Source organism: Streptomyces sp. NPDC058985 (genome assembly GCF_042740985.1).
Lineage (GTDB): Bacteria > Actinomycetota > Actinomycetes > Streptomycetales > Streptomycetaceae > Streptomyces.
This window is the reverse complement of sequence record NZ_JBHYJX010000010.1, coordinates 97472-110158: the sequence shown is the minus strand read 5'-3', so window position 1 is coordinate 110158 and position 12687 is coordinate 97472. Positions and strand designations below refer to the sequence as shown.

General features: G+C 69.0%; 13 protein-coding genes. 5 read left to right on the top strand and 8 right to left on the bottom strand.

Going from position 1 to position 12687, the window contains the following annotated elements; all coding sequences use genetic code 11:
• Window positions 1-77 precede the first annotated feature (77 nt).
• The gene (locus tag ACFW01_RS12175; protein ID WP_186779650.1) at window positions 78-527 is read left to right on the top strand and encodes a cupin domain-containing protein; all 450 of its coding nucleotides are present in this window, start codon (window positions 78-80) and stop codon (window positions 525-527) included.
• A gap of 42 nt (window positions 528-569) precedes the next feature.
• Window positions 570-1190: a DUF5134 domain-containing protein gene (locus ACFW01_RS12170; protein WP_186779649.1), complete on the top strand. Its 621-nt coding sequence runs from the start codon at window positions 570-572 to the stop codon at window positions 1188-1190.
• An 18-nt stretch (window positions 1191-1208) separates the two neighbouring features.
• On the opposite strand, the gene ACFW01_RS12165 is transcribed toward ACFW01_RS12170, so the two are convergent.
• From ACFW01_RS12165 to ACFW01_RS12135, 7 genes are all read right to left on the bottom strand, one after another.
• Window positions 1209-2600 carry an aldehyde dehydrogenase family protein gene (locus tag ACFW01_RS12165; RefSeq protein ID WP_186779648.1) on the bottom strand — a complete coding sequence of 464 codons (1392 nt, stop codon included), beginning with the start codon at window positions 2598-2600 and terminating at the stop codon, window positions 1209-1211.
• The gene (locus tag ACFW01_RS12160; RefSeq protein WP_186779647.1) at window positions 2600-3700 is read right to left on the bottom strand and encodes a phenazine antibiotic biosynthesis protein; all 1101 of its coding nucleotides are present in this window, start codon (window positions 3698-3700) and stop codon (window positions 2600-2602) included. The genes ACFW01_RS12165 and ACFW01_RS12160 overlap by 1 nt, the downstream gene beginning before the upstream one ends.
• Window positions 3701-3728: 28 nt before the next feature.
• Window positions 3729-4211, bottom strand: coding sequence for a cupin domain-containing protein (locus ACFW01_RS12155; protein WP_186779646.1), 483 nt, complete (start codon window positions 4209-4211; stop codon window positions 3729-3731).
• Window positions 4212-4213: 2 nt separating this feature from the next.
• Window positions 4214-5680, bottom strand: coding sequence for an NADP-dependent phosphogluconate dehydrogenase (gene gndA / locus ACFW01_RS12150; RefSeq protein WP_384503285.1), 1467 nt, complete (start codon window positions 5678-5680; stop codon window positions 4214-4216).
• A gap of 368 nt (window positions 5681-6048) precedes the next feature.
• Window positions 6049-6522, bottom strand: coding sequence for a carboxymuconolactone decarboxylase family protein (locus ACFW01_RS12145; RefSeq protein WP_365980924.1), 474 nt, complete (start codon window positions 6520-6522; stop codon window positions 6049-6051).
• Window positions 6523-6709: 187 nt separating this feature from the next.
• A complete protein-coding gene (locus ACFW01_RS12140; protein WP_384503283.1) occupies window positions 6710-7555 on the bottom strand; it encodes a helix-turn-helix transcriptional regulator in 846 nt (281 codons plus the stop codon).
• A 29-nt stretch (window positions 7556-7584) separates the two neighbouring features.
• Window positions 7585-8517 (bottom strand): SDR family oxidoreductase, encoded by a 933-nt coding sequence (locus ACFW01_RS12135; RefSeq protein WP_384503281.1) that lies wholly within the window; start codon window positions 8515-8517, stop codon window positions 7585-7587.
• Between the two features lie 217 nt (window positions 8518-8734).
• Here ACFW01_RS12135 and ACFW01_RS12130 point away from each other — a divergent pair, with 217 nt between their 5' ends.
• Window positions 8735-9469 (top strand): alpha/beta fold hydrolase, encoded by a 735-nt coding sequence (locus ACFW01_RS12130; RefSeq protein WP_384503279.1) that lies wholly within the window; start codon window positions 8735-8737, stop codon window positions 9467-9469.
• Between the two features lie 35 nt (window positions 9470-9504).
• On the opposite strand, the gene ACFW01_RS12125 is transcribed toward ACFW01_RS12130, so the two are convergent.
• Complete coding sequence (locus ACFW01_RS12125) at window positions 9505-9972, bottom strand: Rrf2 family transcriptional regulator (protein ID WP_186779640.1); 468 nt, start codon at window positions 9970-9972, stop codon at window positions 9505-9507.
• On the opposite strand from ACFW01_RS12125, the gene ACFW01_RS12120 reads away from it, so the two are divergent.
• Together ACFW01_RS12120 and ACFW01_RS12115 are read left to right on the top strand one after the other, a co-directional pair.
• Window positions 9937-11376, top strand: a complete 1440-nt coding sequence (locus ACFW01_RS12120) for an NAD(P)/FAD-dependent oxidoreductase (RefSeq protein WP_384503277.1) — start codon at window positions 9937-9939, stop codon at window positions 11374-11376. The genes ACFW01_RS12125 and ACFW01_RS12120 overlap by 36 nt on opposite strands.
• Before the next feature lie 182 nt (window positions 11377-11558).
• Window positions 11559-12224 carry a nitroreductase gene (locus tag ACFW01_RS12115; protein WP_376650205.1) on the top strand — a complete coding sequence of 222 codons (666 nt, stop codon included), beginning with the start codon at window positions 11559-11561 and terminating at the stop codon, window positions 12222-12224.
• The last annotated feature ends 463 nt before the right edge of the window (window positions 12225-12687 follow it).

Sequence of the window (12687 nt, the reverse complement as noted above, 5' to 3'; positions counted from 1 at the left end):
CCGCCGGTGTCACAGATCCGCCCGGTGTCCGGTCATCACGGAAAGACCGTTGTGACATCCACGGAAGGTGCGACACAGTGTCCGAGAACCACGCAGCTCACACCCACGGAGCCGGCGAGCACGAGGAGGGGGCGAGCTGGATGACCGCGGCCAGGATGCTGCAGGACGCCTCCCCGATCAGCGTTCCCGAAGGCGCCTCGGCGATGACCATCGAGGTCGAGTGGGAGCCGGGCGACCCGGGTACCCCTCCGCACCGCCACTCCGGCCCGGCCTTCGGCTACGTCATCGAGGGCGCGGTCCGCTTCGAGCTGGAAGGCGAGCCCGAGCGCGTCGTCGAAGCCGGAGGCACGTTCTGGGAGCCCGGCGGCGACGTCATCCACTACCAGGACGGCAACGCGCTGACGGACGCGCGGACCCGGTTCGTGGTGACCATGATGTGTGCGCCCGGCAAGCCCATGCTGGAGCTGGTCAGCGAGGAGGAGCTGGCGCAGCGCACACACCTGCGCGCCCCCCGGCCCGCCGCCTGACGCGCGAGGCTGCCCGTACAGGCTGCGTGAGGCGCGAAGGTCATGAGTGCCATTGACACCGTGTACGGGATGCTGAGCGTCCTGTTCGCCGCCGCCGCGGTCCATGGCCTGCGGCGGACCGTGCTGTCCAAGGGCTCGGCGTGGCGCGAGCGCCTCGACCACCTTCTGCACACCGCCATGGCCCTGGCCATGGCGGTGATGCCGTGGAGCTGGGGACGTGTCCTCCCGGAGCCGCCGCAAACAGCCTTCTTCGCGGCGGCCGCCCTGTGGTTCCTGCTGTCCGCGCGGGACTCCCGACCGGGCACGATCGCCAGACGGCTGCCCCACGCGGCCGGCATGGCAGCGATGGCGTGGATGTCCCACTCCATGGCGGCTTCGTCGCACGAGACACTCGCCGGCGGGCTCTCGGCGGCACACCACGCCGCCGGTTCGGGCCACCACGCCGAGGAGACGACGGCCGGCGACGCCGTCGCCGCGACGCTGGCCCTGTTCCTGCTGGCGTACGCGCTGTGGTCACTGACCCGGGACATGCCGGCGCTGCGCACCCCGAGGCCCCCTGGGATGCACGGCACCGGTGCCTCGGGGACACGGCATCCCTACGCCCACTTCTGGGAGGGATCGATGGCCCTGGGGACAGCCGTCATGCTGCTGATGCCGCACTGAAACCGCCCGGCAGGGCCGTCACAGGGAGCCTATGACGGCCTTGCCGCGCATCAGGAAGTCGGACAGATAGCCGTCGTGAGGTACCCCCGGTGCCATCCAGTAGGTCGGATACCCGCCGAGATACACGTTGGCGATGGTGGGTTCGGCCAGCAGCTTGTCGACCAGCGTGCCGTCACTGGTCAGGGCCGACAGGACCAGCGTGTCACGCAGCGGAGCGATGCCGTCCGCCCGGCTCCACGGAGCCACCCACACACAGGGGAAGGGCAGTTCGGTCCGCAGCTGTACGGCATCCGCACGGGAGACCAGGTGGACGGCCGGCCGGAGCACAGCGCTGCCGTCCCCGAGGTCCTCGGCGATTCCCTCCCCACCCAGCAGCGCCTGCGTCCCCTCGGCCACGGCACGCAGGTGGGAGCTCAGGGCACGGGCCCGCTCCAGCGGCTGCACGGGAAGTACCGCACGCTCGTCCTGCGGAGGCAGGCCGGGCAGCGCGGACAGACGGGCCGCGAGGGCCTTGGCCAGCGGCACGGGGTCGCCCTCGACAAGCACCGCGGTGGCGTTGACGCACGCGGTGCCGCCCTCGTCGGCGACCGAAGCGACGATCACGTCCAGATACTCGCGCCAGTCCGTGTCCGCGGTGATCAGGATCTTGGTCCGGCCCGGCCCCTGCGGAAGGACTCGCGGGTCGTGCGCGTACCGGGCCACGACGTCGTCGCCGCCGTACACCACGGCGCGGTCGGCACCGCGCACCAGGGCATCGGCGCCGGCGTGGTCGGTGGGCAGCAGCACGAGCCGGTCGTCGGGCATACCGGCCCCGCGCAGGGCCGCGACCAGCCGGTGCGGGGTGAACGGCTCCCGCCGGGACGGGCGGACGGCGACACGGTAGCCCAGCGCCAGCGCCTCCAGCCACAGCCGGTGGACGCCAGGATGGTTACCGGATGCGTTCACGGCGAACACGTCCCCGCGCCGCGCCCAGACGGCGCCGCCCTGGCGGACGGCCGCATCGCGGCGATCGGTGACAGCACCCACCGGCCTGCCCTGCTCGGCGGACGAACGGGCCCGGCGCACGAATCGCGCCGTCCCCTCTGTCGAAGCCCGCACCACCGGCAGCGGGGTGCCCGAGGTGCGGCTCACGAGTGACTCGTACTCCCGCACGCCCAGACCGCCTGCCGTGTCCGAGGCGAACGCGTGGGCCGCCGCGGCCAGCATCGCGTCGAGGCCGGCGGCCGGAACCGGCTTGGCCCTGCGCAGGGCGGCCAGAGCCCGTGTGACGAACACCGGGGGCACCAGACTCAGCCGTGCCACCTCGGCGCCCGTCACATCCGTCACCGCCTGAGGAACGCGGGTCCGGTAGGCGCCCCGGGGACCCAGCGCGTCCAGGTGCGGCACACAGCCGTCCGGCAGGCCCGCCATCAGTACACGCCCTCAATCACCGCTTCGCCCCCAACCTTCGGCACCGGGGCGACGTCCGCGACGGCGTCGCCCGCGTGCCCCTCGACCGGCCGGACCCGCAGCGCGAGGTCCCGCTCGGCGTTGTTGGGTACGAGCATCGACTTGCTGACATGGCTGACCACGACCTGCCCCCGCTCGCCGACCTCCACCTTCTCCCCGGTGACCGGGTCCAGGACCGACAGGAAGACATATGGCGAGACCGGGTCGAAGACACAAGGGTCGGACGCCGACAGGCCGACCCGCTCGATCAGCGCGGTGAGCATCATCGTGTTGCCGTACATGCCGATCAGCCGCACGTCCGGGAAGACCTCGGTGCTCAGCAGATCGCGGGTGTCGGGATCCATGTGCGTACCGCCCCAGACGATCGCGTCGACCTTGCTGTTGATCACCTCCACCAGGTCGTCCTCGCGGGCAAACCGCTCCAGAAGCGGGGTGGTGGCCGCGAGGACGCCGATGTCCTGGGTGAGCAGGATGCGCCGGCACTGCTCGACGAGGTGGTCGGTGTAGGCCTCGGCCTCGTCGGCCCGGCCCGCAGCGACGAGTCCCCTCACCCACCGGGGGTCCATGTCGATGCTCAGTCCCGGGGCCCCGAGACCGGCTGCCGCGCGCTGCAGCACGTCGCCCACCAGGTGCGGGCCGGTGGGCGCGACGGTCAGCCAGTGGGCACCGACGGGCAGACCGTGCGCCCTCAGCCGGCGGTCCACCTGCTCGGAGCTGTGCCGCATCCAGTCCTCGAGCTGAACTACTCGTTTGGGGGCGCCGGTCGTTCCACCGCTGTCGAATACGTTGAGGACACGGGCCCCGGGCCCGTAGCCCCGGGGGACCAGGTCCGTCACCCGCACGTTCCGCAGCTCGTCCGTCAGGTCGGGGAAGAGCGCCAGGTCGTCCACCCCGCGGACGTCCTGACGCGGGTCGAAGCCGAGCCGTCCGGCCCGGCTCAGCCAGTACGGGGAACCGGTCTCGGGGTCGAAGTGCCACCGCATGGCGGCCCTGACGAACTCGTCGGGATCCACCCCGTCCGAGGGGCCGGCATCCAGGACGGCTGGAAGGTCGTGCGGCACGATGAAATCCCTTCTGCAGGCGGCCGGGTCAGTCCACGAAGTACGAGTCGTGCTTGTCGAAGAACCTCGAGCGTTCCTCGTCCGAGGCGTGGGCCAGCTGCGACACCTGCTCGAAGTACTCCTCGCGGGGCGCGCCGGGAGTGAAGAGCAGCAGCATCTCGGCCGGGGCGTCGGAGTCGTTGCGGAACGCATGCAGCCCGCCCTGCGGTACATGCAGGAAGTCGCCCTTGCCCGCGTCGACCCACCGCTCGCCGTCGTAGAGGCGGACGGTGCCCTCCAGGATGTAGAAGGACTCCGAGATGGTCTTGTGGAAGTGGGTCCTGGGGCCGCCGGCCTTCGCGCTCATCTCGACCCGGTAGAGGCCGAACTCGCCGCGGGTGGTGGTCGTGGTCGCCAGGTAGTGGATTGCGTCCTTGCCCGTCTCACCCACGTCCGGCCCGGTGCCCGCAGGCCGGAAACCGGCGCTGACCTCGCCGTCGTCGCCCCGGTAGACCTGTTCCGGATAGGACATGGCTAGCCTTCCTTTCCTGTGGGCGACTCACCGGTCCGGGTCTCCGGACGCTCGGACTCCCCCCAGTGGGTGTGGAACGTGCCGGAGCGGTCGACGCGTCCGTAGGTATGCGCACCGAAGAAGTCGCGCTGCCCCTGGATGAGTGCGGTCGGCAGGTGCTCTGCCCGCAGGGTGTCGTACGAGGCCAGGGCCGCTGAGAAGGCCGGGACGGGGATGCCACGACGGGTGGCGGACGCGATGGTCTCGCGCCACGGCACCTGCGCCTGGGCAATCTCCTCGGCGAAGCCCTTCTCGACGAGCAGGCTGCTCATGGCCGGGTCGGCGGTGTACGCGGCGCGGACACGGTCGAGGAACGCGGCACGGATGATGCAGCCGTCACGCCAGATCCGGGCGACTGTCGCGAGGTCGATGTCCCAGCCGTACTCGGCGGCCGCGCTCTGGATCATCGTCCAGCCCTGGTCGTAGGCGATGACCTTCGACGCGTACAGGGCACTCTCGACCCGGGAGGCGAACCTGGCCGCCTCCGTACCACTCAGCGGTACCGTGACGCCGCCCGGCAGTCCGCGGTAGGCCGCGCGCAGGGCGCGGCGTCCGGAAGCGGCCCGGGCGAAGGTGGCCTGTGCGATGGCCGTCACCGGCGCGGCCAGGTCCAGCGCTGTCTGCACGGTCCAGCGGCCGGTGCCCTTCTGGCCCGCCGCGTCGGCGACCACGTCCACGAACGGACCGCCGGTGTGCGCGTCGGTGTGAGCGAGGACCTCCGCGCTGATCTGGACCAGGTAGGAGTCGAGCCGTCCGCTGTTCCAGGTGCGGAAAACGTCCGCGATCTCGCCGGGGGAGTAGCCGGCGACCTGTCGCAGCAGGTCGTAGGCCTCGGCGAGCAACTGCATGTCGGCGTATTCGATGCCGTTGTGCACCATCTTCACGAAGTGCCCGGCGCCGTCGCTGCCGATGTGCGCACAGCACGGCTCGCCGTCGACCTTCGCGCTGATGTCCTCCAGCATCGGACCGAGGACGGCATACGCCTCCGCGGAGCCGCCGACCATGATCGACGGGCCGTTGAGCGCGCCTTCTTCGCCACCGGAGATTCCGGTGCCGACGAAGTGGATACCGCGCTCCTTGAGGACGGCCTCACGACGGCGAGTGTCCGCGAAGTGGGCGTTGCCCCCGTCGACGATCATGTCTCCCGGTTCCAGGAGAGGGGCGAACTCCTCGATGACAGCGTCGGTGGCCGCCCCCGCCTGCACCATGATTATCAGCCGGCGGGGCCGCTCCAGTGCCGCGACGAACTCCTCGGCGGTCCGCGCGGGGACGAAGGCCCCCTCGTGACCGAACTCCTCGGTGAGCGCCCGGGTACGGAACGCAGAACGATTGTGGACAGCGACGGTGTAGCCGTGGCGGGCGAAGTTGCGGGCCAAGTTGCGGCCCATCACGCCGAGCCCGGTCACGCCGATGTGTGCGGTTGCCTGCATGGTGGTGCGGATCCTTGGGTTGTGGAGAGAGGTGAGGGAAGGCCGTCCTCGGACCGGACCGTCTGGCGCGACCTGCCGTTCGCCCGCCGACCGGCGGGGCGCGTGCCCTACAGGTGGCTGCTCCCTCGGCTCGCTGCCGTCACACCGACCCGGAACCGGTCGCCAGTCACAGATCCCGCAACGGGGCCTGGCCATCCCAACGTTATTCGATGTTCATGATGCATCGAACAATGTACAGGCCTCTGGCATCGGTTCCGGCCCACGCAACGGTGGCATGTCACACACGGTGTTGCGAGTCCGTCTCCTCGCCGGAGGCCGGGGTGACGTGGAGACGGACCGTCTGTGTCCGGGCGGGCCGGACGGCTTCGTCAGCCGAACTGACCGGGCTGGTAGCTGCCGGCGGGCTGCTGGTTGATCACGTTGATGCGGTTGTATGCGTTGATGATGGCGATGAGCGAGAGGAGCGCGATGAGCTGGTCCTCGTCGTAGTACTTGGCCGCGTTCGCCCAGGCCTCGTCCGTGACACCGCCGGCCGCATCTGCGATACGGGTGCCCTGCTCGGACAGTTCCAGCGCGGCACGCTCAGCGTCGGTGAAGACCGTGGCCTCCCGCCATGCAGCGACCAGGTTCAGCCGCTGCTGCGTCTCACCGGCCGCAGCGGCGTCCTTGGTGTGCATGTCGGTGCAGAAGCCGCAGCCGTTGATCTGGCTGGCGCGGATCTTCACGAGTTCCTGCGTCGCCGTGGGCACGCCCGAATCCGAGGCGACCTTGGCCGCCGAGTTGATGTGCTTCAGCACCTTGCCCGCGAAGGGGTTGCCGAAGAAGTTGAGACGCGGTTCCATGACGTCCTCCTGGCCGAGTAGTGGTTACCTCCTCCTGACCGAGCAGACGGCGGATGTGTGACAGCGGGCAGGGCTGAGCGCGGCCTCTCCGGCAGGCCAGCCTCGGTCAGCACGTCGAGGTGCTGACCGAGGCGGGCACCACACGGACCGAGCGGGCAGGCGCCCAGTGCCCAGTGCTGCTTCAGCCTCAGGGGCGCGCATCTTCTCCAAGCACCGACAGCAGCCGGAGATTCACGTGGCTCTCCGTGCCGGGTACCGCGGTGAAGACCAGCAGCCGCTGCGCCTGATCGGGGTCGACCAACGTCTGACAGTGCAGTTCGAGCAAGCCGACCTGCGGGTGCTGGAAACGCTTCGGAGCACAGGAAGAACCCAACACCGGATGCCCGTCCCACAGGGCCGCGAACTCGGCACTGGCGGTCCGCAGCTCCTCGACGAGTTCCCCCGCGCGTGAGTCCCTGCCGTCACGCGCGTACGCGCCATGCAGATCCGCGACCAGGAGACGGCTGTGCTCCGCACGGTCGCTCTCGGGGCGGATCAGCCGTGATGCGGGCTGGGTGAACCAGCGATAGTGCAGGCTGCGGTTCCAGCCGGTGAAAGCCCGCTCGTCCCCCAGCAGAGCCACCGCCGTCCGGGTCTGCCTGAGCGTTTCGCCGAGGTGGTTGACCACTTGTGCGGGGGTGTCCTCCAGCCGCTCGAGGATGCGCATCATGCCGGGATTGATGTGGTCGGCGCGCCGGATCCTGCGTGGAGCAACGTGCCCGCCGAGCCGGAACAGGTGATCCCGCTCCTCCAGGGAGAGGCGCATGCCGCGTGCGATCGCGGCCAGCATCTGTTCGGACGGATGCGGCCCTCTCGGTTGCTCCAGCCTGCTGTAGTAGTCCGCCGACATGTCGCACAGCGCCGCCACCTCCTCGCGGCGCAGGCCTCCGGTGCGCCGTCGGCGTCCCCGGGGCAGGCCGACGTCCTCCGGCTGGAGGGCGTCGCGACGGGCTCTGAGAAACGCCGCCAGTGCGGCACGGTCTCCTGTGTCCACTGTCCGAAGTCCTTTTCGTCCTGGCCGTATCAGACGGCAGGGAACGCGACGCCCGTGAGCCGTTCGGAGACCTGCCAGAGCCGGGCCGCGGTCGCCTCGCTGCGGGCTGATCTGTAGATCGCGAGCCGGGTGGGGCCTCCAGTGAACTGGCCCAGACCGTCGGGGCCGTACAACTGCCCGCCGCCTGCTCCCGGACTCGTGGCCGCGTGGAGGATCGGAAGCAGTCCCTTGTCCACGGACTGCACGAACAAGCCCCAGCGCGCGAGCCGTTTCACCACAGCCTCGTGCGGCGCGGGCCGGGCCCTGCCCAGGCTGGGCCCGGAGGCGTAGAGATTGGTCAGCGTCGTGCCGGGATGCGCGGCGTTGCTGACGATGCCCCATTCGCCCGCCGTGCTGCGTCGGTCCAGTTCCAGTGCGAACAGCAGATTGGCCAGTTTGGAGAGACTGTACGCGCGCACCGGAGAGTACCGACGGCTGCTCTGGAGGTCGTCCCAGACCGGCTTGCCGCTACGCGCGGCGCTGCTGGTCACAGTGGTCACACGGGCTTCTCCGGCCCGCAGCAGTGGCAACAGCCGTCCCGTGAGCGCCATGTGCCCCAGGTGGTTGGTGCCGAACTGCAGCTCATATCCGTCCGCCGTCGTATGCCTGGTCGGCGGGGCCATCACCCCGGCGTTGTTGACCAGGAGATGGATGGCCCTTCCCTCAGCCTCCAGCACGGCGGCCAGTTTCTCAACAGAGGCCAGGGAAGCCAGGTCGAGGGCACGGGTGGTGACCTTGGCGGCCGGCTCCGCCGCACGGATACGGGCGACAGCCGCGGCACCCTTGGCCTCGTTGCGCACCGGAAGGATCAGTTCGGCGCCGGCGGCCGCGAGCCGCGTGGCAAGCCCCAGGCCGACCCCGTCGCTTGCTCCGGTGACGACGGCGAGTTTTCCTCGCATGCCTGTCACGGTCACTTCCTTCATCACAGACTCCTGATTGTGCGGTCGGCTGCTCGGACCATCAGGGTTGCTGCACCGGACGCCCTGATCCATGTGACGTCGGACCATGGTTCAAGGCCGCCACCCACTTACATCACAGTGTGACAAAGTGTTGCCTCTCGCTGTACGGTCAAGTGCGACGCTCCGCCACATGGTTGCATGATGCTTCCGTGGTTCTTCCTCCACGAAGGAACTCGTCCCCATGCCCGCAGTTCTCATCCATGGCGTACCCGACACCCACCATCTGTGGGACCCCGTTCGTCAGTATTTGTCCCGGAGTGATGTCGAGGCATGGGACCTGCCCGGCTTCGGCGCGCCGAGACCGGCCGGATTCGGCTCCAGCAAGGAGGAGTATGTCGACTGGCTCGTCGAGCGGCTGGAGCGAATCGGTGAGCCGGTCGACCTGGTCGGCCACGACTGGGGATGCATTCTCACCGCCCGTGTGGCCTCGGTGCGGCCGGATCTGGTCCGCACCTGGGCCGGAGGGAACGGCCCTGTCAGCTCCGAGTACGTCTGGCATCCGCTCGCCAGGATCTGGCAGGACCCGGTTGAAGGCGGTCGATACATGGATCGACTGGAGGCAGCGTCCTTCGCGCGCGATCTGACGGAAGGCTTCGACGTGCCCGCCGGACCGGCGGCCAGGACAGCTGTCCGGGTCGATGCCCCGATGAAGGACAGCATCCTCAAGCTCTACCGTTCCGCCCTGACTGTGGGGGCGGAGTGGGAACCTGGACTCTCCCAGGTGTCGGCGCCGTGCATGGTGTTCTGGGGTGCGCTTGATCCAGCGTGCCAGGCCGAGTTCGGCCGGAAGCTGGGTGACGCTCTGCATGCGGCCAAGGTCATCGAACTGGACTGCAACCACTGGACCGTGCTCCAGCGGCCGGCTGAGGTGGCGGCGGCTCTGGAAGCGCACTGGGGTGCGTCCGTCCGCGCTTGAGTCATGCGGCCGTGCACCGGACCGGAGAGTGCGGCTCAGTCGAAGGCGGACCGGACGACGTGACGGGTCTGCGGGATGCTGACCAGTTCGGCTCTGATCTCGGCGAGGGTTTGGGCGGCCAGGGCCTGGTGCCACGCCTGCTCAGCGCGCCGCATCGCCGCGTTCACAGCGCATGTTCCCGTGGGCGGCGGTGACAGTGCGCCGATCCGTCCGCAGGACCGGATCTCGGTGCAGTTGAAGGCACGCGCCGTGCCCTCGATGGCTTCCACCACGTCGAGCAACGTGATGTCCTCGAGCGGTTTGGCCAGCCTGAAGCCTCCCCGTGGCCCCGGGACGGAGCTCAGAAGTCCGGCACGCGTCAACTGCTGCAACTGCTTGTTGAGGTAAGAGGCGGAAAGGTCGTGCGCTGCAGCGAGTTGCGCGCTGCCTGCGGGCCCCCCGCCGATCATGTCCAGGTTGAGAAGCGTGTGCAGGGCCCACTCGACCCCTTTGGCCATTCGCATATTACGGACACTACATGTCCGGGTTTCAGAGCGTTCCACCGGCGGCGCAGCACAGAAATCTTGACGTTGAAGATCCTGGATATCTACTATCCAGAAATTGCGTCCGGTCAGGCGATCGCCACTTCGACCAGCGCCCCGGTTCATCGTCGGGCGCCCAGCGTGCTGTTCATCACTCGGTTCTTGAGGGAGATGTATATGAAAGACATCGTGATCATCGGCGGAGGCTTCGCCGGCGTGTGGAGCGCAGCGGGCGCCGTGCGAGCCGCCCGCGAGGCCGGTGAGGCCGGTGAGCAAGTGCGGGTGACGCTGGTGAACGGTGGTGACGACCTCGTCGTCCGTCCCCGTCTGTACGAGGACGCTCCGGAGACGATGCGCGTGCCGCTGGACCGCGTCCTCGGGCCGATCGGTGTGCGCCGGGTGGCGGCGACGGTGACCGGCATCGACACGGAAGCGCACACTGTCCGAGCCGTCGACCGGACGGGTGAGAACCTCGACCTGCCATACGAACGGCTCGTTCTGGCCAGCGGCAGTCAGCTGGTACGTCCCGACTTCCCCGGCTCTCAAGAGGTCTTCGACGTCGACACCCTGCCCGCGGCGGCACGGCTCGATGCCCATCTGCGGCGGCTGCCCGAACGCACCTCCTCACCGGGCCAGTACACGGCCGTCGTGGTCGGAGCCGGGTTCACCGGTCTGGAGATCGCCACCGCCCTGGTCGAGCGCCTGCGTACCGTCTCCGACGCCCAGAGCGATCCTGCGGAGGGCGTCCGCGTCGTGCTCGTCGACCGGGCCGACGTCGTCGGTCCTGAGCTCGGTCCCGGTCCCCGTCCGCAGATTGACAGCGTCATCGACGAGCTGAAGATCGAACGGCGGCTGGAGCGGACCGTGGCATCGGTCACGACGGAGGGCGTCACACTGTCGGACGGTGAAGTGATCCAGGCAGCGACCGTCGTATGGACGGCGGGCATGGCTGCCAGCCCGCTTACGTCGCAGATCCCCGGCGAGCGTGACCGGTGGGGCCGGCTGACCGTGGACGAGTACCTGCGGGTGACCGGCGTCGACGACGTCTACGCCGCCGGCGACACGGCGCGCGGCCCGGCAGACGAGGGCCGAAGCACGGTCCAGAGCTGCCAGCATGCCCTGCCGATGGGGAAGTACGCGGGACACAACGTCGTGGCCGAACTGCTCGGCAGCACTCCGATTCCTTTTACCCCGGACCCCTACTCCAACTGTCTGGACCTCGGTCCTGCCGGCGCCCTGACCACGGCCGGCTGGGACCGCCAGGTGGTGGCGACCGGCCCCGAGGCGAAGACGCTCAAGGAGAACATCAACACACTGTGGATCTATCCGCCGGTCGACGACCGTGAACTGATCCTTGCCCAGGCGGGCCGCTTCTCCAAGGGCTGACCACCAGCAAGGTTTCAGAGCCCCCTTCAGGCGCCGTTCACGCGTCCGGAGGGGGCCTTCTGCATGATGGCTCAAATAGTGTGAATACCTTGGTGGTAAGTACACGCACAGTGTCTTCGGCTGGTACGGTCGCCCGTGCCGTGAGTGCCTCGGTTTGCCAACAATGTAGGGAGTAGGCGATCTTGGACGTCTATGAAGCGGTCACCAGCCGACGAGCAGTGCGCGGTTTCACCGACCGTGAAGTTCCGAGGGAGGCGCTCCAGCGCGTCGTGTCCGCCGCCGCCTGGACGCCGTCCGCGTCGAACCTCCAGCCATGGCATGCCTATGTGCTGACAGGCGAGCCCTTGTCCGAACTGAAGAAGCACGTGCGCGAGCGCATAGCCGCAGGCGAACCGTGGGACGAGCCGGAGTACGTGCAGTATCCGGCCACCCTGAAGTCCCCGTATCGTGAGCGGCGGTCCGAGTTCGGCGCCCAGCGCTACGGCTCACTCGGGATCGCGCGCGAGGACTGGGAGGCCCGCCAGAGGGCCGCCACCGCGAACTGGGAGTGCTTTGGCGCCCCTGTCGCCCTGTTCTGCTACATCGACCGCGATCTCGGACCTGCCCAGTGGTCCGACGTCGGGATGTTCCTGCAGACCGTCATGCTGCTGCTGCGCGCCGAAGGGCTGCACAGTTGTGCGCAGATGGCGTGGGCGAAGTACCGCACGTCCGTCGCGGAGATCCTTTCGCCTCCGGACGAGCTCCTCCTCTTCTGCGGAATGTCCATCGGATACGAGGACCTGACGATCAGCCACCCACGTACGGGCCGGGCGCGGCTTGAAGAGACGGTCTCCTTCGTCGGCTCGTGACCTGGGCGGAATGCTGAGGACGGCCCAGTGCTTGAACCACCGCGGTCGGCCCTCGACCGATGGTGAGTCCGGCGTCGTACGCCTGGCGGTGCCTGGCGGCGATGTCTTCCGCTCACCTATGGCTTCCCCGCCGCGTTCCGCCCAGGCATCGGAGCTGTTGCTGCGAGTCCCGAAACCCGGAAATGCCATCCTGCTGCACAGCAGGCTGAGTACAGGCTTGTGCCCGCGGTACCGGCAGGCACGAGACGAGTGATGCACTACGAATGCATGCGCTCCCTACCGTCCGCACCGGGAGCCGAATGACGCAGTTTGTGCAGGCTGTCCTTTACCACCCTGATACGCGTATCCACCTCGTGGAGGGCGTCGCTCAGCATGCTTAGGCGGGCCTCGAGCAGGGCAGCCTCGGCGGCCAGGGAGACGCTGGCGCCGGCCGGGTCTGCGTAGACATCGCCGTGATCGCGTG